The following is a 19902-nucleotide window of genomic DNA, read 5'->3' on the forward strand; positions in this document are numbered from 1 at the left end:
CCTAAAGACATGGCAAAGAAGATTCCACCGCTGACGGACTCAAAGTGCAAAGCAGCAAAATTCAGCACGGGCGGCAAGAGCCGCCTTTTTGACGGCGGTGGTTTGTACCTTGAGCTGCTCCCCTCCGGCTCAAAGCGCTGGAGACTGAAGTACCGCCACCCCATGACGGGGAAGGAAAACATCCTGACCTTCGGCCCTTATCCGGAGATAGGTCTTGCTGCCGCCCGAGAACAGCGTGAAAAAGCCAAAGCCCGGTTATCAGAAGGACTTGAGCCTGGCGAGGCGCCCCCGCCGGCGACCATGGGTATCACGTTCAAGGCGGTCGCAGACGAATGGCTGGAAACTCGTCGACCGGTATGGAGCGAAGGCTACTTTACGCGGATCTCGAATGCTCTTGCCGCAAACGTGCATCCTCATATCGGCCAGCGCTCCATTTCCAGCGTGACTGGAAAAGCTGTACTGGAACTGGTGCAGCAGGTAGAGCAACGCGGCGCGCTAGAGATGGCTGCACGAGTGTTGGAAGCAGTCGGCATGGTCTTCCGATACGGCTGCGGTACTGGCTTAATTCAGATAGACGTCACACAAGGGCTACGGCAGTTTCTGCAAGAGCGCCCACCTGTAGAGCATTTCCCACACGTAGCAGAAACGGACCTCCCCGCCCTACTCGCCAGCGTTGAGCGCTATCACGGCAGACCAGAGACGCGTCTGGCCATCAAGCTGATGATGCGCACTTTTCCGCGGACAAACGAGCTGCGCTGGGCGCAATGGAGTGAAATTGATTGGAAAAATGCCTTGTGGCTGATACCAGGCGAGCGCATGAAGGGACGCCTGGCACAAAAGCAGACCGCGCCCGACCATATCGTGCCGCTTTCAACCCAAGCCCTTGCTATCTTGGAAAGCTTGCGACAGCACTCGGGGCAGTTTCAGTACCTGTTTCCCAATGTCCATAATCGCCGCGGCGCTGTGATGAGCAGTGACACCATGAACCGTGCATTAAAAATCATGGGCTATGAGAAGCTGCAAACAGGGCACGGCTTCCGAGGGTTGGCATCGACCATCATGAATGAGCACAGCGGCTTTCGCCCTGACGCCATTGAACGGCAATTGGCTCACCGCGACAGAAACAAAGTGCGCCGCGCATACAACCATGCCATGTACCTGGACGAGCGCAAAAAACTGATGCAATGGTGGTCGGATTATCTGGACGAACAGCTTGAAAAAGCCTCGTAATTTCCATACCCCCATTCCTGTTACACCATACCCCCATCCATACCCCCAAACGATCTGGGACTGGCTTGGCGCAGCTTGGAACGCTGGGCAACAAAAAAGCCCCAAAGCATTGATCTTTGGGGCTTTTCTTGGCACAGCTTGGAGCTGTGTGCATGTATTCTGGTAGGCAGTACTGGATTCGAACCAGCGACCTCTACGATGTCAACGTAGCGCTCTAACCAACTGAGCTAACCGCCTGCAATGAAGAAATGAAATAATAGATCTTCCCTATGATGCTGTCAACACTATTTCGCATTTTCTTATAAAAAAGATGCTCTTTTTTTTATAAGTCCTCAGCGTTCAGTTTCCCTATGATCTCAAAAAACACTCAAGCTATTGTTTTATAAAGAAGAAGCAAAAAAAGTCAAAACCCAGCCCATTTCAGTCTTTCCCAGCACTCAAGCATCACGAAACATACAGATACATAAGATCTGTCTCTCTGCCGCATCAAGACGACCTGCCGCCACCGATTTTTCTATCCAAGTTCTGCGGGCAAAAATAAAATAACTGCTTTACGCCTGCAGATTATCGTTCTCTTCTGAAACCGCTCTGCAGCCGCTACGGGACACCTACGCACATGACTTGCTCTTCTCTCCCGCCTACCCCTGCCCAGTTGCTTGATCTACCTGGTGTTCAGGAAGTCGCCCTGGAGGCGGTGTTATATACGCCACCTAATGACGAGATTTTTGACGAGAATCCCTGCTTAAGCTGCGGGGTGTGTTGTTCGCACTTCCGGGTGTCTTTTTATAGCGGCGAGTTAAATGGCGAGACTGGCGGTACGGTGCCTGTGGAGCTGACGACTAAGATAGGTCCACTGCGCGCCTGTATGAAAGGTACTGAACTGGGTGAAGGTCGTTGTATTGCCTTGCGTGGCACGTTGGGGCAACCCGGTATTCATTGCGCTATTTACCTTGATCGCCCCACTCCTTGTCGGGATTATCAGATCTGGGAGTTGGATGGCAGCCCCAATGTGGACTGTCAGCGTTTACGCAGCAAACATGGCTTGCCACTCTTGCCTAAGCGTCCGCTACCCGCCCCACCCGCGTTACCGGAGCATGACGAGGCGGCCTGAGCTCTGAAGCACTCAACAACAAGAACCATCGCACATAACTGGCGGTGGTTTTTTTATGGGCGATCTGTCCGATAAGCCCTGCGGCATGTCGTCTAAATACGCTACCATGCACGGTTTGTAGGGCCGCCCGGCCCTGCGCTTTCGGAGTCGAAGCAAATGAAATACCGCAAGCTGGGCAATACAGACCTGGATGTCAGCCTGATTGGTTTAGGCACCATGACGTACGGGGAACAGAACAGTGAGGCCGATGCACACGCTCAGCTGGATCTGGCCTTGGAACTGGGGGTGACGCTGGTGGATACCGCCGAGATGTATCCTGTCCCCCCCATGGCCGCCACGCAAGGTTTGACCGAGCAATATATTGGTACCTGGCTGGCCAAGACTGGCCGCCGCAAGGACATCGTTCTGGCCAGTAAAATTGCCGGTCCGCAACGCGATCCTAAGCGCCCTGGCCATATCCGCAATGGCGGAACCAGTCTGGATCGCAAGAACCTGGAACAAGCTCTGCACGACAGCCTGCGTCGACTGCAAACAGACTATCTGGATCTGTACCAGCTGCATTGGCCAGATCGCAGCACGGTGACCTTCGGACAACGTAGCTACCCGTGGAAGGAAGAAGACACCATTCCTATTGAGGAAACCCTGGCGGTTTTGGACGACTTTGTGCGTCAGGGCAAGATACGCCATATCGGTGTCTCCAATGAAACACCTTGGGGTGTGTCTCGCTTCCTGGAACTGTCCCGTTCACGCTCCCTGCCCCTGATTGCCACGATTCAAAACCCGTACAACCTGCTTAACCGCGTGTTCGAGGAAGGTCTGTCCGAATTCTGCCGTTATGACGGCCTGGGCTTGTTGGCTTACTCGCCCTTGGCGATGGGTGTACTGACGGGCAAGTACGATCACGGTGCCCAACCGGAGAAAGGCCGTTTGACGCTGTACGAGCGCTTCACGCGCTACGACGCCCCCCGCGCACGCGAAACGGCGCTGGCCTATAACGAGCTGGCCCGCGAATACGGTTTAACGCCTACGCAACTGGCCCTGGCTTGGGTCAACCAGCAAGCTTTTACCAGCAGCAATTTGATTGGCGCAACGACGCTGGAGCAGTTGCGCGAAAACATTGCCACTGCGGATGTGCAACTAAGTGATGAACTGATCGCCAAGATCAACGCTATCCACCATCACTCGCCCAATCCCGCGCCCTAACTGGTCCGCACCCCGCTTTGGAGGTTTATTTCCAAGGCGGGGCACCCCTCTTTTGTTTTCCCTGTGTCTATTTTCTCGCTTGCAGAGCGCTACTTTTTTATTTATGCTCAAAAAAAGCATAACAAAGAGACGATTCCCCTCGTCGCTCAGACAATCTGGTTTTCCCTTTTTTTAAGTTATTTATGCTCAAAATGAGCATCAAGGACAGCTATGACTCGGCGTTACCCCATTGATGTCTGCCAAACTGATTCCCAGGACGCTGTAAGCCGGCAGATTACCTGGCATGAAGTACCCATCAAACTCAATCTGCAAACTGACAAAGCCGCCTTGAAACGATCTTTAGCAGAACAGTTGAAAGCGCAAGATGCGGTGCTGGTCGCGCACTACTACACCGATCCTGATATTCAGGACTTGGCTCTGGAAACTGGTGGTTGCGTGGGTGACTCTTTAGAGATGGCACGCTTTGGGCAAGAGCATAGGGCCAGCACAGTACTGGTTGCCGGAGTGGGCTTTATGGCGGAATCCGCCAAAATCCTAAGCCCTGAAAAACGTGTATTGGCTGTGCACGATGAAGCCACTTGCTCGCTGGATTTGGGTTGCGCGCCAGAGGACTTCAAGCAATTTTGTGAGGCACATCCTGATCGAGAAATCGTTGTCTACGCCAATACCAGTGCTGCGGTGAAAGCTCAGGCTGATTGGGTGGTCACGTCTTCAATCGCGCTAGATATCGTTCGACATCTGCATGCTCAAGGGAAGAAAATCCTGTGGGCACCAGATCGTCACCTGGGCTCTTATATTCAAAAACAAACTGGTGCCGACATGCTGCTCTGGCAAGGCTCCTGTCTGGTTCATGACGAATTCAAGGCGGACGGCTTAACAGCATTGATGAGCGAGTACCCCGACGCCCAAGTTCTGGTTCATCCGGAGTCCCCCGCCTCCGTGGTTGCACTAGCGGATGTTGTCGGCTCGACGACGCAGCTGCTGCGTGCCGCTATCAAGCACCCTGCCGACACGTTTATTGTGGCGACTGATCAAGGAATTCTGCATGCCATGCGTCAGCAAGCTCCAGGAAAAACCTTTTTAGCAGCCCCCACCGCAGGCGAAAGCGCGACCTGCAAAAGCTGCGCCTATTGCCCGTGGATGGCGCTCAACAGTTTGGACGCTTTACACGAACGCCTCAAGCAGCCCGGTCCAGGCATTCAGGTTGACGCTGCTTTGCGTGAAGGCGCACGGCGCTCCTTGCAACGCATGATGGACTTTGCAGCTGCACAGCAAAACACCTTACGTGTCAGTGCCGATCTGGCTGAACACAGCAAGCAGTTTCAAGATGTAGGGGCGGCTTGATGCAAACCGGCTTAACGCACACGGAAGTGTTGATCATAGGTGCAGGACTGGCAGGCACCACTCTTGCTCTGTCTCTTCCTTCTTCCATGAGGATTACCCTGCTCAGCACCGCAGCAGCTCCTTGCGGGGCCAGCCCTATGGCCTTAGGTGGGCTGGCGGCTGTTTTAAGCGCGGAAGACAGTCTGGAACAACATATTGCAGACACACTGGAAGCGGGCGCACAACACTCTGATCCAAACGCGGTACGCGGGATTGTGTACGCTGCCCCACAAGCCGTTGACTGGCTACTTCAACAGCAGGTTCCCTTGGACCGAAGCGATGACGGCCAGTTGCATTTGACGCGCGAAGGAGGACACAGCCAACGACGCATCGTGCATGCCGCAGATGCCAGTGGGCAGGCCATCATGCAAGCCCTACTCCATCAGCTGGCTCATGCTCCCAATATCCTGCCACGCCCTCATTGCCAGGCATTGGCCTTGCGCAGGAACGAGCAAGGCCAAGTCGCCGGAGTCGATATTTACGATAAACAGGCGGGCCGCTACCAAACAATCTTGGCCGACCATGTGGTGTTGGCGACAGGTGGGCTGGGCAGTCTTTACTCACACAGCACTAACCCTTCCAGCGCCCTGGGTGAAGGTGTGGCCCTGGCTTGGCGTGTGGGTGCCCAGCTGCGCGATCTGGAGTTCATTCAATTCCACCCAACGTGCCTGCATGCACAGGGCACGACCTTTTTATTGACGGAAGCCTTACGGGGCGAAGGCGGCTATCTGCTGGATGCTCACGGCCACCGCTTTATGGCCAACTACGACCAGCGCGCCGAACTGGCCCCTCGCGATATTGTGTCCCGCTCGATTGCAGCACAAATGCGTCATGACGATACCCATCACGTCTGGCTGGATGTGCGCCATCTTGGAGCCGACACCTTGCAGCAGCACTTCCCTAAAGCGCTCGAAGAAGGCTTGCGTCGCGGCCTGGATTTACGCTGCGATTGGATACCCGTTGCCCCTGCTGCCCATTACAGCTGCGGCGGTATTCAAACCGACTTAAGCGGGCGCAGCACAGTACCCGGCCTGTATGCCATCGGTGAAGTCGCCTGCACGGGTCTACACGGGGCCAATCGCTTGGCCAGCAATTCTTTATTGGAATGTGTGGTGATGGGGCGCACCGCGGCCCAAACCATTGCTGCCAACGTCCCCACAAAACGCTTGCCCTTGGTTCCCGCAGACAAAAAGTCAGCAGTAAATACCAAGACCAAAATCACACTGTCCGCCTTGCAAGCCGTGACGCAAGAGCATCTTGGTTTGCTGCGAAACCGTGCCGGCCTACAAGAAGCGCTGCAAACCGTCCAAGAATGGCGCCAACAAATCAATACAATCTCCAAGACCCCAGAAAACCACGCCATGAGCCTGCAGCTGGACACCGCATGGCTACTGGCCCAGGCCGCTTTAGCGCGCCCCCTTAGCCTAGGAGCGCATTTCCGACTGAACTAAGACGCCGCATATCGATGGGATAGAATAAAAAAATCATATAAAGAGGCTCCTCGGTATTGAGCAGCTCCCAAAAACCTGGATATCAATCCACGTTTAGGGAAGGCAGCCACTATGCAGGAGTCCATTCGATGGAGGCACTATGCGTTTACTCATGGTCGAGGACAATGAGGATTTGGGAGAAGCTATTGCCAGCCGGCTCAGTGCCGGGGGACATAGCGTGGAATGGGTCATGAACGGGCAGCAGGCCCTGCGCTATCTGGATATGGATCATTGGGATGTCCTGCTTTTGGACATCATGCTGCCCGATCAGGACGGCTTCAGTATCTTGCGACACCTGCGTCGGCAAACGCCCAGCCTACCGGTTCTGGTCATGACCGCCCGTTCTGAAATTGAGGACCGTGTCTCCATGCTGGATCTGGGTGCAGACGATTATCTGGTCAAGCCTTTCGATCTGCGTGAGCTGGAAGCACGGCTACGAGCCTTGATGCGCCGCCCGGCCACCACACAGGCCGAGATCTGGCAGTTGGGTCACGTCAGCATTGATATTGCGGCCCGTCGCATCAACTGCCGGGATCAGACAGTAGAGTTCGGGCAGCGCGAATTCTGCCTGCTGGAATTACTGTTAAGCCGTACCGGTCAGGTCGTCACCAAAGAGCGCCTGATGATGCAATTATTCAATTTCGATGAAGACTCCAGCCCCAATGCCGTGGAGCTGCATGTCTCGCGTTTGCGGCGCAAGCTGAGCGATATTGCGATTCGTATCGATACGGTGCGGGGTACCGGCTATATGGCCAGCCTGGGCGATGCCAGCTAATGCGCGGCCCCTTGTCTATCCAGCACCGCGTGCTGGCGCTGGCAGTTTGCCTGCTGGCGGTAGCCCTGTTGGCGCTAGGACTGGTGTCACGCCAATACGCCCAACGCGCCGCAGATTCTGCCTATGACCGGCTGCTGAAAGCCGCCGCCTTGACCATTGCCAATGCCATCCAGATTGACGAGGGCGAACTCTCTTTGGAGCTGCCTTACTCGGCCATGGCCATGCTGCCCGAACAGGAACACATTTTCTACAGTGTGCGCTCTTCTAGCGGGATCATTTCCGGCTACCCGGACCTGGGGGCCAGCTTGCCTCCAGCCACCAGCTCTGAGCCGCGTTATGACACCATCACGTATCAGGACACTCCTGTGCGCGTGGCCACTATTGGGCGGCTGCTGACAGGCGAACATTCGCTGGGCCGTGGATGGATCACCATTCGTGTCGCAGAAACACTGGGAACCCGGCAAGCGCTGGCGGATGAACTGCTAAGCCGCAGCACCCTGTCATTAACTGGCCTGATTTTGTTGGCTTTGATGATTACCAGTCTGGGGATACGCCGCGCGTTTGGACCGTTGGCCGAACTGGAAACCGCGCTAAGAGAGCGCTCTCATGACAATCTGCAAGCCATCGACACCCCAGTCCCCAAGGAAATTCGCCGCCTGGTCGACACCTTGAACGCCTTCATGAATCGTCTGCAAACGGCAGTCGGAACCTTGAATAATCTGGTGGCCGACGCTGCACACCAAATTCGTACTCCCTTGGCCGCTGTCCATTTGCAAACCCAGCTAGCCATGGACGAACCCGGCTCGGAAGCGGTACGTCCCCGCCTGCAACGCATTCTGAACAATACGACGCACGCCACACATTTGCTGAATCAACTGCTGATGGATGCCACGGTTAGCCATCGCCTGGATCGCAGCACGATGCGGCCCTTGGACCTTGCCCCCTTGATTCAAGAGATTCAAGGACGCGTAGACCCGGACCGGGCCCATCGTCTACAGGTTCACATCACCCCGTCAGCGCGGCGAGCCCAACTCGTGGGCGACCATGTTTCCTTGCGGGAAATGCTGCGCAATGTGATCGATAACGCCATGCTCTATAGCGACGAGCACATTTCAGTACGCGTCTATACCCGTCCTACCGGCCTGGTGGTGTTTGATGTTTCAGATCTGGGGCCAGGGGTCAGTGATAAGGATAAAACACGCTTACTGGAACGATTTCAACGTGGCCCAGCCAGCCAAGGTCTACCAGGGTCGGGCCTAGGACTATCCATCGTACGCACGGTCGTGCAGGCCCATCAAGGCACTTTATTGCTGCGTGACCACGCCCCACACGGGCTTACCGTACGTATAGAAATACCGGCCCAGTTACAGACCCCAAAATCCTCTACTGGCATGGCCCAAACTCTGGCTGCTCTAGCCCTGGTCTTGGTGGGACTGACAATGCAAGCCGATACAGCGCAAGCCAATGAGCCACCGGCAGGTCTGGATATGGGCATACGCAGCCACGACTATCCGGCACTGGCCTCCAAACAAAAGCCGCAGGATCAGCCGTTATTAGTCATTGCTGGCCCCACCGACACGGAACTGTTTGAAGTGCTGGTACACGACTTCCAGCAAACTCAGCCTCAAGTGCGTGTTCTGTATCACGAGATGGATTCCAGCGCACTGTATCGGCACGCGACCCAAGGCAGCCTGCCAGAGACAGATTTGCTGATCAGCTCGGCCTCGGACCTTCAGGTCAAACTGGCTAACGATGGCTATGCTCGTTCTCATAGCTCAAGTCTGACCACTGCCATGCCGGGCTGGGCACGCTGGCGCAATGAAGTCTTCGGCTTCACGCTGGAACCGGCAGTGATTGCCTATGCACCTTCCCGTCTACCACCAGATCTGCCCGCTTCCCGCGAGGCGCTGCTGAAGCTGCTGGAGCGCAATAGCCACCCATTGATGGGCCGGGTCGGCACCTACGATATCCAGATCAGCGGCGTAGGCTATTTGTTCGCACTTTACGACGAACGAACTTCCTCAACCTTCTGGGGGATGGCCAATGCCTTGGGCCGCGTCGGAACCCGCCTCTATGCCAATACCGCCGCCATTCTGGACGATTTGGACAATGGCACGCTGGATGTGGCCTACAACGTGTTGGGTTCCTACGCTCTGGCCCGTCAAAAGGCCGGTTCGGACATTGCCATCGTGGTTCCCAGCGATTATGTCTCGGTGTTTACCCGCAGCGCATTGATTCATAAACAGGCGCGCCGACCCGATTTAGCGGCCACTTTTATTGATTACTTGCTCTCACCGCGAGGTCAGGAAACCATTGCGGGCCCAGCTGGATTAGGTTCGCTCAATGCCATTGAGTCAGGTAGCTGGTTTACAAAAACCGTTTCAAATCAATCGATTGGAATTATTCAGCCCTTAGTCCTAAACCCATCCTTACTCGTGGGTCTGGACCCAACCCGACGCCACCGTTTCTTGCAAAACTGGCGTCGTCTAGTCACCGACACGCCTATCGGCCTGCGAGACCCTCCCTATCAACCGTGACAGGATGCTGACAGCTAGAGTCAACACAATGCAATGACACCGATCACCCCCACAAGTCCCGCATCTCGACGGGACTCTGAACCAAGGAGACTCGAATGTCAGCATTCACTACCCCCCGCCGTCTTACCCTGCTGGCCCTATCGCTCAGCGCCAGCATGCTTGCCGGTCAAGCGGCCTGGGCCCAAAGCGATCTGGCTCCCGCCGCCGACAAGGAAGGCAAAGTCATCATCTATTCCACGACGGACACCAAAGCAGCCAGCCCGCTGATTTCCGCCTTTGAAGCTGCTCACCCCAAGATCAAAGTCGAATACCACGACATGAACAGCACCGAGCTGTACAACCGCTACATCAGCGAGCAAGCCTCGGGCAGCAATAGTGGTGACATTGTCTGGAGCTCGTCCATGGATTCGGCCATGCGATTGGCCACCGATTACGCGGCCAGCTACGAGTCGCCTGAAATCCCTTCCCTGCCCAGCTGGGCCGTGTGGGAAAACAAAGCTTTTGGTACAACGTATGAGCCTACGGTTTTCATCTATAACAACCGTCTGATCAAGCCGGAAGAAGTACCTAAGACCCATGCTGAACTGGCCAAGCTGGTAGAAAGCGACAAAGACCGTTTCCGCAACAAAGTCACCACCTACGATATAGAGAAGTCCGCCGTGGGCTATATGCTGGCCGCCCAGGACAGCAAGAAAGGCGAGAGCTACTGGAACTTCATTAAGGGCGTAGGCTCAGCCAATCTGGTCCTGCAATCCTCTACGGGCACCATGATGGAGCGCGTCAGCTCCGGCGAAAACCTGATCGGCTACAACTTGCTGGGCTCCTACGCGGAAACCCGCGCTGCCAAGGATAAAGCCATCGGGATTGTGTACCCCTCCGACTACACCCTGGTCCTGTCGCGCGTGGCCTTCATCAGCAACAAGGCGCAAAACCCCAATGCTGCCCGCGTCTTCCTGAACTACATGCTCTCCAAAGATGGGCAGGACGTGCTGGCCAACAAGGCAGAGCTGGCTTCTATCCGTTCTGACGTGGAAGGCGATAACGATGTGGACGGCCTGACCAAAAAACTGGCCGGTGTTGACCTGACTCCTATCCCCGTGGACTCATCCTTGCTGGACTTCCTCAAGCAAAAAGAACGCCTGGACTTCATCAAGCAATGGCGCGCTGCTGCCAATAAATAAGACTTCTCGTCTTTGATGTGGGTGGCGGCCCTACGCCGCCACCCTGCCTCTTTTCCGCCTGGAATCCTTATCATGCACGCCTTACGCCTTCGGTGGCAGGCCTGGCCGCGCCATGTCGTTGTTCTTATAACGGCACTGGCCATCTATGTGCCGCTTAGCCTGATCATCATCCAAAGCCTGTTATCCGCCCCTTTCTTCGCGGCTGACAAGTCTCTGGGGCTGGATGCCTTCCGTTTCATTTTTGACGATCCCGATTTTTACAAAGCGCTGGGTAGCGGCTTCATCATGGCCTTTGGCCTGGCGGGCATCTCTATCCCCTTAGGTGGCATTCTTGCCTTCCTGATGGTGCGCACCGACCTGCCTGGCCGTACCTGGATCGAACCGCTGATTCTGGTCCCCATTTTTGTTTCCCCTATGGTGCTGGGTTTTGGCTACATTGTCGCCGCCGGGCCTGTTGGGTTTTTCTCGACCTGGACACTGGACCTGATCGGCTTTGTGCCCTGGAACATCTATTCCTTCACCAGCATCGTCATCATCGCGGGTCTGACTCACGTTCCACACGCTTATCTGTATATTTCTTCGGCCCTGCGCAGCATGGGTTCGGACGTGGAAGAAGCCGCCCGCAGTGCCGGTGCCAGCCCCTGGCAGGTGATGCGCTCGGTCAGCTTGCCCATGGTTCGCCCTGCCATTCTGTACGCCTGCGTTCTGCTATTTTTCCTGGGTCTGGAAGTATTTGGTCTGGTTCTGGTGCTGGGTGATCCCGAGGGCCATCTGGTTCTGGCCACCTACCTGTACAAGCTGACCAACAAACTTGGCATTCCGTCCTATCACTTGATGGCAGCCGTTGCCGTGATCCTGATTGCCATGACCATTCCATTGGTGATGCTGCAACGTCGTCTGATGCGTACTGCGAACCGCTTTGTGACCGTCAAAGGTAAAGCCTCCCAGGCTCGTTCCCTGCCGCTGGGTCGCTGGCGCTGGGCTGCGGCCACATTGGTCGCACTGTGGCTATTCTTCACGGTAATCGTGCCGGTTGTGGGTGTGGTTCTACGTGCTTTTGTGTCCAACTGGGGCATTGGCGTGTCGCTGATGGACGTACTTTCCCTGGATGCCTTTAGACAAGTATTCGGGCAGGCCAATCTGTTGCGCGCTATTTTGAACTCGATTGCCATTGGCGTTTTCGGTGGTGCTTTGGCCGTGGTTTGCTACACCTTTATCGGTTTGGCCATGCACCGCAAACCGGATGGCATTACCCGCTTTCTGGACTACAGCGTGCTGGTTCCACGCGCCGTACCGGGTCTGCTGGCCGGTCTGGCCTTCTTGTGGATGTTCCTGTTCGTGCCGATGTGGTTAGATCAGTCTCTGGAAAACGGCTGGCTTTCCGTATTGCCCATGTCGGAATGGCTGCGAGGTGTTGTTGTCAGCCCTCTGCGTGCCTTGCGCAGCACCATCTTCAGTGTGTGGCTGGCCTATAGCGTGGTCTGGATGGCTTACGGCTTGCGTCTGATCTCCTCGACCCTGCTGCAAGTCGGCCCCGAACTGGAAGAAGCCGCCCGTAGCACGGGGGCACGTCCCGGTCAGGTGACGCGCCAGATCACCCTGCCTCTGGCGAAATTCGGCCTGATTGGGTCTTGGTTGCTGATGTTCCTGATTTTCGAGCGGGAATACTCCACGGGCGTGTATTTGCTGACGCCCGGGACGGAAACGATTGGCTCCATGCTGGTTTCCCTGTGGGCCACCGGTGCCATCGACATTGTGGCCGCCCTGTCCTTTATTAATATCGTGATGGTGGTTATTGGCCTGACCATCGCATTGCGCTTCGGAGTGAAATTACGATGACCGAGCTGACTGTAGAAAATATCCACCTGGCCTACGACCGAAACCCTGTCCTGAAAGGGGTCTCCATGAGCCTGAATAAGGGCGAAGTGGTCTCCTTACTGGGCGCTTCGGGCAGTGGCAAAACCACCCTGCTGCGTGCGGTTGCCGGGTTGGAACAGCCTTCTCAAGGCCGTATCACTATCAATAATGACGTGCTGTACGACTCGCAGGCCCGCATTGACCTGCCTGCTGAAGCCCGCAATCTGGGGCTGGTGTTCCAATCCTACGCTTTGTGGCCGCACATGACGGTACAGGAAAACGTGGCGTACCCGTTGACGCTGCGTAAAACATCCAAAGCCGAAAGCCGTCAGAAGGTAGAGGCCATTTTGGACCAGCTGGGTTTGAAAGGCCTGGGCGAACGCTATCCCAGCCAATTGTCGGGCGGTCAGCAACAACGGGTAGCCATTGCTCGCGCACTGGTCTACAACCCGCCGGTCATTTTGCTGGACGAACCACTGTCCAACCTGGACGCCAAGCTGCGCGAGGAAGCCCGCGTGTTCCTGCGTGAGCTGATTGTGGAGATGGGCTTGTCAGCCCTGATGGTGACCCACGATCAGGCCGAAGCCATGGCCATTTCAGATCGAATTTTGCTGCTAAATGGTGGCAATATCGAGCAGCAAGGCACCCCGCAAGAGGTTTATAGCAATCCCAAGACTCTCTATACGGCGGAGTTCATGGGCTCCAACAATCGTCTGCAAGGCACGGTCAGCGAGCAGCGCGACCAGCAGACTCGTCTAAGCGGTCCTGGTTGGGAGTTGTGGGGCCATGCGGCGGCCCCCTTGACACCCGGTCAGCAAGCGACGGCGGTGATTCGTGTCGAACAGGTGCAGTTGAACACCCAACCCGGCCCCGAGACGCTGCAGTTGCATTTGTCCACCAGCATGTACCTGGGCGACAAGTGGGAGCACGTCTTCCGCATGGCAGATCCCTCAGCCGGAACCTTGCGCGCTTTCGGTCCGGAGCCCCTGCCGGGCGGCGTGCATCATCTGCAATTGCCCCCCTCTAAACTATGGATCTACCCCTCTTAAATTACTTTTAAAACCAGGGGCCGCTGCATCCGGCTCTTGGTTTACCCTGATTGCAAACTTTTACAAGCCCAGCTACTGTAGTCCCGTCATTACAGGCGGTATGAAAGAGACCTGTTCAATCAGGCGCCGACGGAGCAACCACCCCGGAATCTCTCAGGCAAAAGGATCGTACCAGCCCGACACTCTGGAGAGCGGCGCATGACGCCCACCGAAGGAGCCCAACCCTCTTTACAGGTTGGATAAACTCTCAGGTCACAGGACAGATGGGGTATTGCCACTATTGGGTGGCAATTCACCTGTCTGGAGCCTGTTATGTCGCATATTGCCGTCATTGGTGCCGGTATTTCCGGAATTACCACCGCCTACGCCCTCAGCCTGAAGGGCTATCAAGTTACTGTCATCGACCGTCTGCGCTATCCCGCGATGGAAACCTCGTTCGCCAACGGCGGGCAACTTTCCGCTTGCAATGCCGAGGTCTGGAACAGCCGCAGCACCATTTTGAAGGGCTTGAAGTGGATGATGCGCAAAGACGCCCCACTGCTGTTCAACCCTAAGCCAAGTTGGCACAAATACAGCTGGATGGCCCAGTTTATGGGCGCGATTTCCGGCTACGAACGAAACACCATTGAAACCGTCAAGCTGGCCATTACCGCCCGCGAGAACCTGTATCAATGGGCCAAGGACGAGAACATTGATTTCGACCTGGAACAGCGCGGCATCTTGCACATCTACCACACCGCAGGCGGCTTTGAGTCTGGCAAGAAGGTCAGTCAATTACTGCACAAGGGTGGCCTGGAGCGGCGCACCGTTACCAACGATGAAATCCACCAGATTGAACCCGCTTTGCAAGGCACATACTACGGCGGTTTCTTTACGCCTTCGGACGCCACGGGCGATATTCATAAATACACGCGTGGTCTGGCTGATGCCTGCGCCAAGCGCGGCGTAAAGTTCTTGCAAGATACGGAAGTACTGGGTATTGATTGCGGCCCTCCACATCGTATCCAACTGCGTACGGGTGAAGGCGCCGAAGCGCAGACCCATACGCTGTCCGTCGATTCGCTGGTCGTGTGCGCCGGTGTAGGCAGCCGCCACTTGGCCCATATGCTGGGCGATTACCTGAACATTTACCCCGTCAAAGGCTATTCAATCTCGGTATATCTGGACACGCCTGAAGCCCAACATGCTGCCCCTTGGGTCAGTTTGCTGGACGAGGAAGCCAAGATTGTGACCAGCCGCCTGGGCAACGAGCGCCTGCGCGTGGCCGGTACGGCAGAGTACAACGGCTCGAACAAAGACATTCGCGCCGACCGTATCGCTCCGCTGACAAACTGGACACGCCGTAACTTCCACGATGCCGCCACCGACCGCGTGGTGCCTTGGGCTGGCTTGCGTCCCATGATGCCGGACATGTTGCCCCGTGTGAAAGCAGGCAGCCGCCCCGGCGTGTACTACAACACCGGCCACGGCCATTTGGGTTGGACGCTGTCTGCGGCCACCGCCCAAATCATCACCGAGGTCATTGCCCAGAACGAGCGTCAGTCCGCACCTGCTCAATTTGCCACCAGTCCGGCAACAACTGCTGCACCCGCCGCTGCCCATAGCGCTCGTCCAGCAGATACACAGAACCTTGATCCTGTTCATCGCGAATCACACGACCCGCGGCCTGTGTAATCTTGCGTAGTCCCGGATAGAGATAGGTATAGTCATAGGCCCGCCGCTCCCCAAAGAGCCGGGCCATGACTTGCCGCACAGATTCATTAGCGGGATTGAATTGGGGCAAGCCCAAGGTGGCGATAAAGGCCCCAATCAAGCGTTTACCGGGTAAATCCACCCCTTCAGAAAATGCGCCGCCCAAGACCGCCAATCCCACCCCCTGTCCATCCAGCGTAAAACGATCCAGAAACTGGGTTCTTTGCTGATCACTCATGCCCGCTTGCTGATGCCACAAAGGCATATCCGGCCAACGCTCCTGCAAGGCTAGGCTCACCTGTTCCAGATAATTAAAGCTGCTCAAGAACAAAAGATAATTGCCCGGTTGTTCCCGGTAAGCCTGCCCAACAATATCGCAGACCCCATTCAGGCTATGGGCTCGGTCCGCATAACGCGTGGACAAGTCGGCATACTGACGCACCCGCAATTGCTCCGCTCGATAAGGCGAAGCTACATTCAACTCGGCCGTGCTTGAGGGCAAACCCAAGACATCGCGATAGAACTGCGACGGGTTCAAGGTACCGGAGAACAGGACAACACCGTGCGCATCCCCATAGCGTTCGGCCAGAAAGGGAGCGGGCACAATATTGCGAAGATTCAGCAACACGCCATCGCGATGCGCCAAAATATCAAATAAAGAGTGCGAGCCAAACTGCCCGGCCAGATCCACAAAATACAGCAGCTCAAAATAAAATTGCAGCAAAGGACTGTCTTGGGGCATGGGGTTTTCTGCCACATAGGCTCCCAACCGAGCCGCCAGATATTCACATTGCTCCAACAGATCGGACGGAATCTTTTCCAGCCCCCATTGATCGCCCCCCTCCTCGGGTACCAGATCCTCCATCAGGCGAGTCAAAGGGGCGAAATGACGTTTCAAGGCCGACGGTGCCGCTTTACGTGCCATACGCAATTGCATTTGCGAGAAAGACGCCGAATACATGGATCGGGCCCGTTCCACTAAATTATGGGCCTCGTCCACCAGCACGGCGCTGCGCCATTGTTGCGCCAGCGTCTGGCTGTACAAAACCGCATGTGTATCAAAGAAGTAGTTATAGTCGCCCACAATGGCATCGGCCCAACGCAACATTTCCTGCCCCAGATAATAAGGACAGACTTGATGCTCACTAGCCACCTGTTGCAAGCGTAGGCGGTCCAAGATGGGCTGTTCCAACGCCTGCTGGCGAGCTGCGGGCAGACGATCATAAAAGCCCTGGGCCAAGGGACAGGACTGGCCATGGCAGGCTTTATCCGGATTCGGGCATTGCTTGTCACGGGCAACCATTTCCAGCACTCGCCAAGCGCCTTCTCCTTCTGGGCTTAAGCGGCTCAAGGCATCCAGGGCCATTTGTCGGCCCGAATTTTTAGCTGTCAGATAAAAAAGCTTGTCCACGCCCGCCTCGGGCATGGCTTTCAGAGCGGGAAAAACAACGGCCAAGGTTTTGCCAATGCCCGTCGGCGCTTGGGCCAATAAACACTGCGCATCACGCTGTGCCCGAAACGCCGCCACCGCGAGTTCCCGCTGACCGACGCGGAACTGCTCAAAAGGAAATTGCAGTTCCGTACAGGCCTGATTCCGCGCCAGACGGTGCCTCTGCTCCTGCCGTCCCCATTCAACATAGGCACGGCATTGCTGCTCGAAGAAGACCCAGAGATCCGCGCGCTCCAGATACTCGGCAATGCAGGTCTCTTTGTGCTTGTCGACGTGGTAATACACCACGCTAACAGTCACGCCTGGCAAGTCGCGCTCCTGACAGATCATGGCGGCATAAACTTTAGCCTGGGCCAGATGCAAACGGCGGTGATGTTCGGGAATAGCGTCAAAAGCACCACGATAGGTTTTCAGCTCCTCCAGGCATTTGCTGATCGGATCGTATCCATCAGCCCGACCTCGCACCAACAGCCCTTCCATCTCGTAGGACAAGGGGACTTCAGCCTCGTAATGTGCCGGACGACGCAAACGTAATTGTTGGTGGCCTACTATGCCTTCCTGCGCTGTGGCCGCAGGGGTAAAGCGCAAGTCCAGATCACCGCTGCGAGCGGTGAATTCACACAAGGCACGTACGCCTACTGTCCAGGCTTTCATACGAGCTCGGGCCGGGTCACGTAGCAAACCCGTGCCGGGATGGCATGCTGGGCAAAATAACTTAACCAACGTCGTTGATTATCCTGCAGCCGGTCACCGGGCCCTTTAACTTCAATTAATTCATAGCTTTGCTGGGCAGGCATAAAGCGCACCAAATCTGGCAAGCCGGAGCGATTGTCGCGCCAGTCTTGCAAAATGCGCTTAAATACCAACTGCAGATGCTGCGCTGGAATGCACTGCAACGCCTGCTCGATCAAGGTTTCATCCAGGGCGGGCCAGATCAGCAAGGGGCACTGTATGCCCCGCTTCTCCTGCCAGCGCTGCCAGATCACGGTTTTGTAATCAGCTCCATCCAGCACACTGAGGGCCTGATCAAACAAACCCTGACGGCGCGACACAAAATCCGGATTCCCCCAGTCGGCTGGGCAGGCCTGATAAGGATGGAAGAAGGCCCCGGGCAAAGGGGCAAAAATAGCATCCCAGCTAAGTAGACCTAATAAAGCCGGGAACAGCGCATTTTCCACATAAAAAACGGGGGCTAACGGGCTGTCCCAATGAGCCAGCACCTGCGCTTCCACCCTCTTACCATCATCAAACAAAATGAGATCGCTACGTTGGGTAGGACTTGCCGGTGTGCTTGGTGACACACTGGGCGGTGCCTCTACCGCTAGTTTGCGACGCATGCGCGGCAGCATGCGCAATAACTTTTGGGTTTCGCTTTCGTTCTCTGGCTCAAGCCAAGCCTGACAAAACAAGGGCCAGGCCCCTTGGTGATTCTCTTGGCGTTCCAGAACGCGCAATTGGCGATAGCGCGCCCCCGGCCAAGTAGTCTGGGTATAGGCCTGCTCGGCCAAGGGCCACCACTGTTGTCGCTCCGCTTGCTGACCCAATTGGAACAAAGTCTTCGCCTTGCGCCGCTGCAACCAGTCGCTGTCGGTCTCCACAGCCTGCACAGCGGCAAGGCGCTGCACCCAGTGATCGGGATTGGCCTCGTCCTGCGCATCGCGCAACTCGGACAAGGTTTCATAGAGACGCACATCCTCGCCGTGTCGGAATGCCCGACTAGCCTGATCCAACACCACCGTTTCATAGCGATACAGCCCCAAATCGCTCAGCACGAACTCGGACCAGTCCTGGTAATGATTGCCAAAGAACAGCAGTTGCAAGCGCTGTGCCCAATGCATTACCTCTGGCGACAAACGCAGCATGGGGGCCTGCAAACTGATATCTATGCACCATTCCAGAAAGGGCCGCGCTTGGTCGCCATGCGTTTGGCTGATCTTCTCTTGATAATCCGCCTTACGCCCGGCGGCAGGCAGATCGCTGAACAAGCGGCGCAGCTCAGGCACCGTATGGACAGCAAACACAGTGTCAAGATCCAGTTCGGGGTCCGTTTCGATCAGGCCACAAGCAGCTAACTCCTGCACCGCTGCATTCAAATCCTCAATCTCGGCGTAACGCAGCTTGTCGATGCGAAATACGGGGCCTTTGCGCATCAACAAACGAACCAATAAGGCTTGCGCTGGCTGAGAGGCCAGCAAAAAACCACGGCCGCAATGGACGTGTTCTGGCTCCAGCAAGTCGGCACTGGCGTGCTGTACCCAGTGCAAAACCTGATGGAAATTATGCAGATAGTAGAAAGGAGGAAGCTCTGGCGGGGTCATAAGTAAGCTGTGTATATATCCAGCTACTTTAGCATTCCTTCAAGTCTGGCGCGACTCCAACAAACGCATCCAGTCACGTAACAAGGTATCCAGACTTTGCCGTTGCCTTGCATCCAGGCCTTCCAGCATGTTTTCTTCGTTCGCTAAATGGTCCACGACAACCGCATCCACACAGGCCAGACCCGTCGGGCTTAAGCGCACCAGAATACGGCGGGCATCTTCCGGGTCCGCAATGCGTTCAATCAAACCCTGCTTTTCCAGGCCCTGCAAACGATGCGTCATGGTGCCGGAACTGACCATCAAGGTGGAAAACAAGGCCGTAGGTGCCAAGGTGTAGGGCGGACCGGAGCGGCGCAGACTGGCCAGCACATCGAACTCGCCCAATTGCAGGCCGTGACGCCTGAAATTTTCGCTCATCTGTTTTTGCAGCAGTTGAAAGCAGCGCGTCATGCGTCCCAGCAGAGCCATCGCCTCCAGGTTCTGCAAGTCGGGCCGCTGTTCCCGCCATTGATTGATGATCAGGTCTACCGCGTCGCGGTCTTCGCTCGTACTCATGGTTTCTCGATTCTGATATTTATCTTGATATTAAGATAAATCATCCCTACACTGGCATTTATCTCGACATC

13 protein-coding genes, 1 tRNA gene, 1 pseudogene and 2 riboswitches are annotated in these 19902 nt (G+C 56.0%); of the genes and pseudogenes, 11 read left to right on the top strand and 4 right to left on the bottom strand.

What is annotated here, in order from left to right; translation table 11 throughout:
* Positions 1-9: 9 nt before the first annotated feature.
* Positions 10-1230, top strand: coding sequence for a tyrosine-type recombinase/integrase (locus IE156_RS13100; RefSeq protein ID WP_189393000.1), 1221 nt, complete (start codon positions 10-12; stop codon positions 1228-1230).
* A gap of 160 nt (positions 1231-1390) precedes the next feature.
* On the opposite strand, the gene IE156_RS13105 is transcribed toward IE156_RS13100, so the two are convergent.
* Positions 1391-1467 (bottom strand) — tRNA-Val (locus IE156_RS13105).
* 457 nt (positions 1468-1924) lie between these two features.
* Here IE156_RS13105 and IE156_RS13110 point away from each other — a divergent pair.
* The 10 genes from IE156_RS13110 to IE156_RS13155 all read left to right on the top strand — a co-directional run bounded on the left by IE156_RS13110 (position 1925) and on the right by IE156_RS13155 (position 15490).
* On the top strand, positions 1925-2341 hold the full coding sequence (locus IE156_RS13110; RefSeq protein ID WP_189393511.1) for a YkgJ family cysteine cluster protein: 417 nt from the start codon (positions 1925-1927) through the stop codon (positions 2339-2341).
* Between the two features lie 156 nt (positions 2342-2497).
* Positions 2498-3544 carry an NADP(H)-dependent aldo-keto reductase gene (locus tag IE156_RS13115; protein WP_189393001.1) on the top strand — a complete coding sequence of 349 codons (1047 nt, stop codon included), beginning with the start codon at positions 2498-2500 and terminating at the stop codon, positions 3542-3544.
* A 210-nt stretch (positions 3545-3754) separates the two neighbouring features.
* Positions 3755-4888, top strand: coding sequence for a quinolinate synthase NadA (gene nadA, locus IE156_RS13120; protein WP_189393002.1), 1134 nt, complete (start codon positions 3755-3757; stop codon positions 4886-4888).
* Positions 4888-6378 carry an L-aspartate oxidase gene (gene nadB, locus IE156_RS13125; RefSeq protein WP_189393003.1) on the top strand — a complete coding sequence of 497 codons (1491 nt, stop codon included), beginning with the start codon at positions 4888-4890 and terminating at the stop codon, positions 6376-6378. The genes nadA and nadB overlap by 1 nt, the downstream gene beginning before the upstream one ends.
* Before the next feature lie 139 nt (positions 6379-6517).
* Positions 6518-7192 (top strand): response regulator transcription factor, encoded by a 675-nt coding sequence (locus IE156_RS13130; protein WP_189393004.1) that lies wholly within the window; start codon positions 6518-6520, stop codon positions 7190-7192.
* Entirely contained in the window at positions 7192-9729 is a 2538-nt protein-coding gene (locus IE156_RS13135) for a sensor histidine kinase (RefSeq protein WP_189393005.1), read from the top strand. The genes IE156_RS13130 and IE156_RS13135 overlap by 1 nt, the downstream gene beginning before the upstream one ends.
* A gap of 95 nt (positions 9730-9824) precedes the next feature.
* The gene (locus IE156_RS13140; RefSeq protein ID WP_189393006.1) at positions 9825-10910 is read left to right on the top strand and encodes an ABC transporter substrate-binding protein; all 1086 of its coding nucleotides are present in this window, start codon (positions 9825-9827) and stop codon (positions 10908-10910) included.
* 72 nt (positions 10911-10982) lie between these two features.
* Positions 10983-12749, top strand: a complete 1767-nt coding sequence (locus IE156_RS13145; RefSeq protein WP_189393007.1) for an ABC transporter permease — start codon at positions 10983-10985, stop codon at positions 12747-12749.
* Positions 12746-13816, top strand: coding sequence for an ABC transporter ATP-binding protein (locus IE156_RS13150; RefSeq protein WP_189393008.1), 1071 nt, complete (start codon positions 12746-12748; stop codon positions 13814-13816). Before IE156_RS13145 ends, IE156_RS13150 begins: the two co-directional genes overlap by 4 nt.
* Positions 13817-13907: 91 nt before the next feature.
* Positions 13908-13995, top strand: a riboswitch (glycine riboswitch).
* A gap of 4 nt (positions 13996-13999) precedes the next feature.
* Positions 14000-14080: riboswitch (glycine riboswitch) on the top strand.
* A gap of 48 nt (positions 14081-14128) precedes the next feature.
* Positions 14129-15490, top strand: a complete 1362-nt coding sequence (locus IE156_RS13155) for a D-amino acid dehydrogenase (protein WP_189393009.1) — start codon at positions 14129-14131, stop codon at positions 15488-15490.
* On the opposite strand, the pseudogene IE156_RS18555 reads toward IE156_RS13155, so the two are convergent.
* The 3 genes and pseudogenes from IE156_RS18555 to IE156_RS13165 all read right to left on the bottom strand — a co-directional run.
* Positions 15435-17612 (bottom strand): annotated as a pseudogene (locus IE156_RS18555) (ATP-dependent DNA helicase); the annotation flags it as partial. The gene IE156_RS13155 and the pseudogene IE156_RS18555 sit on opposite strands and share 56 nt — an antisense overlap.
* Positions 17609-19276: a VRR-NUC domain-containing protein gene (locus IE156_RS13160; protein ID WP_189393010.1), complete on the bottom strand. Its 1668-nt coding sequence runs from the start codon at positions 19274-19276 to the stop codon at positions 17609-17611. The gene IE156_RS13160 and the pseudogene IE156_RS18555, both read right to left, overlap by 4 nt.
* Positions 19277-19315: 39 nt before the next feature.
* Positions 19316-19831 carry a MarR family winged helix-turn-helix transcriptional regulator gene (locus IE156_RS13165; protein WP_189393011.1) on the bottom strand — a complete coding sequence of 172 codons (516 nt, stop codon included), beginning with the start codon at positions 19829-19831 and terminating at the stop codon, positions 19316-19318.
* Between the last annotated feature and the right edge of the window lie 71 nt (positions 19832-19902).

Source organism: Alcaligenes pakistanensis (assembly GCF_014652815.1).
GTDB classification, from domain to species: domain Bacteria; phylum Pseudomonadota; class Gammaproteobacteria; order Burkholderiales; family Burkholderiaceae_B; genus Alcaligenes; species Alcaligenes pakistanensis.

Coding starts and splice junctions, on each gene's coding strand:
- IE156_RS13165 (WP_189393011.1), bottom strand. CDS start 19,831: ATGAGTACGAGCGAAGACCGCGACGCGGTAGACCTGATCATCAATCAA.
- IE156_RS13100 (WP_189393000.1), top strand. CDS start 10: ATGGCAAAGAAGATTCCACCGCTGACGGACTCAAAGTGCAAAGCAGCA.
- IE156_RS13150 (WP_189393008.1), top strand. CDS start 12,746: ATGACCGAGCTGACTGTAGAAAATATCCACCTGGCCTACGACCGAAAC.
- IE156_RS13160 (WP_189393010.1), bottom strand. CDS start 19,276: ATGACCCCGCCAGAGCTTCCTCCTTTCTACTATCTGCATAATTTCCAT.
- IE156_RS13115 (WP_189393001.1), top strand. CDS start 2,498: ATGAAATACCGCAAGCTGGGCAATACAGACCTGGATGTCAGCCTGATT.
- IE156_RS13135 (WP_189393005.1), top strand. CDS start 7,192: ATGCGCGGCCCCTTGTCTATCCAGCACCGCGTGCTGGCGCTGGCAGTT.
- nadB (WP_189393003.1), top strand. CDS start 4,888: ATGCAAACCGGCTTAACGCACACGGAAGTGTTGATCATAGGTGCAGGA.
- IE156_RS13140 (WP_189393006.1), top strand. CDS start 9,825: ATGTCAGCATTCACTACCCCCCGCCGTCTTACCCTGCTGGCCCTATCG.
- IE156_RS13130 (WP_189393004.1), top strand. CDS start 6,518: ATGCGTTTACTCATGGTCGAGGACAATGAGGATTTGGGAGAAGCTATT.
- nadA (WP_189393002.1), top strand. CDS start 3,755: ATGACTCGGCGTTACCCCATTGATGTCTGCCAAACTGATTCCCAGGAC.
- IE156_RS13155 (WP_189393009.1), top strand. CDS start 14,129: ATGTCGCATATTGCCGTCATTGGTGCCGGTATTTCCGGAATTACCACC.
- IE156_RS13145 (WP_189393007.1), top strand. CDS start 10,983: ATGCACGCCTTACGCCTTCGGTGGCAGGCCTGGCCGCGCCATGTCGTT.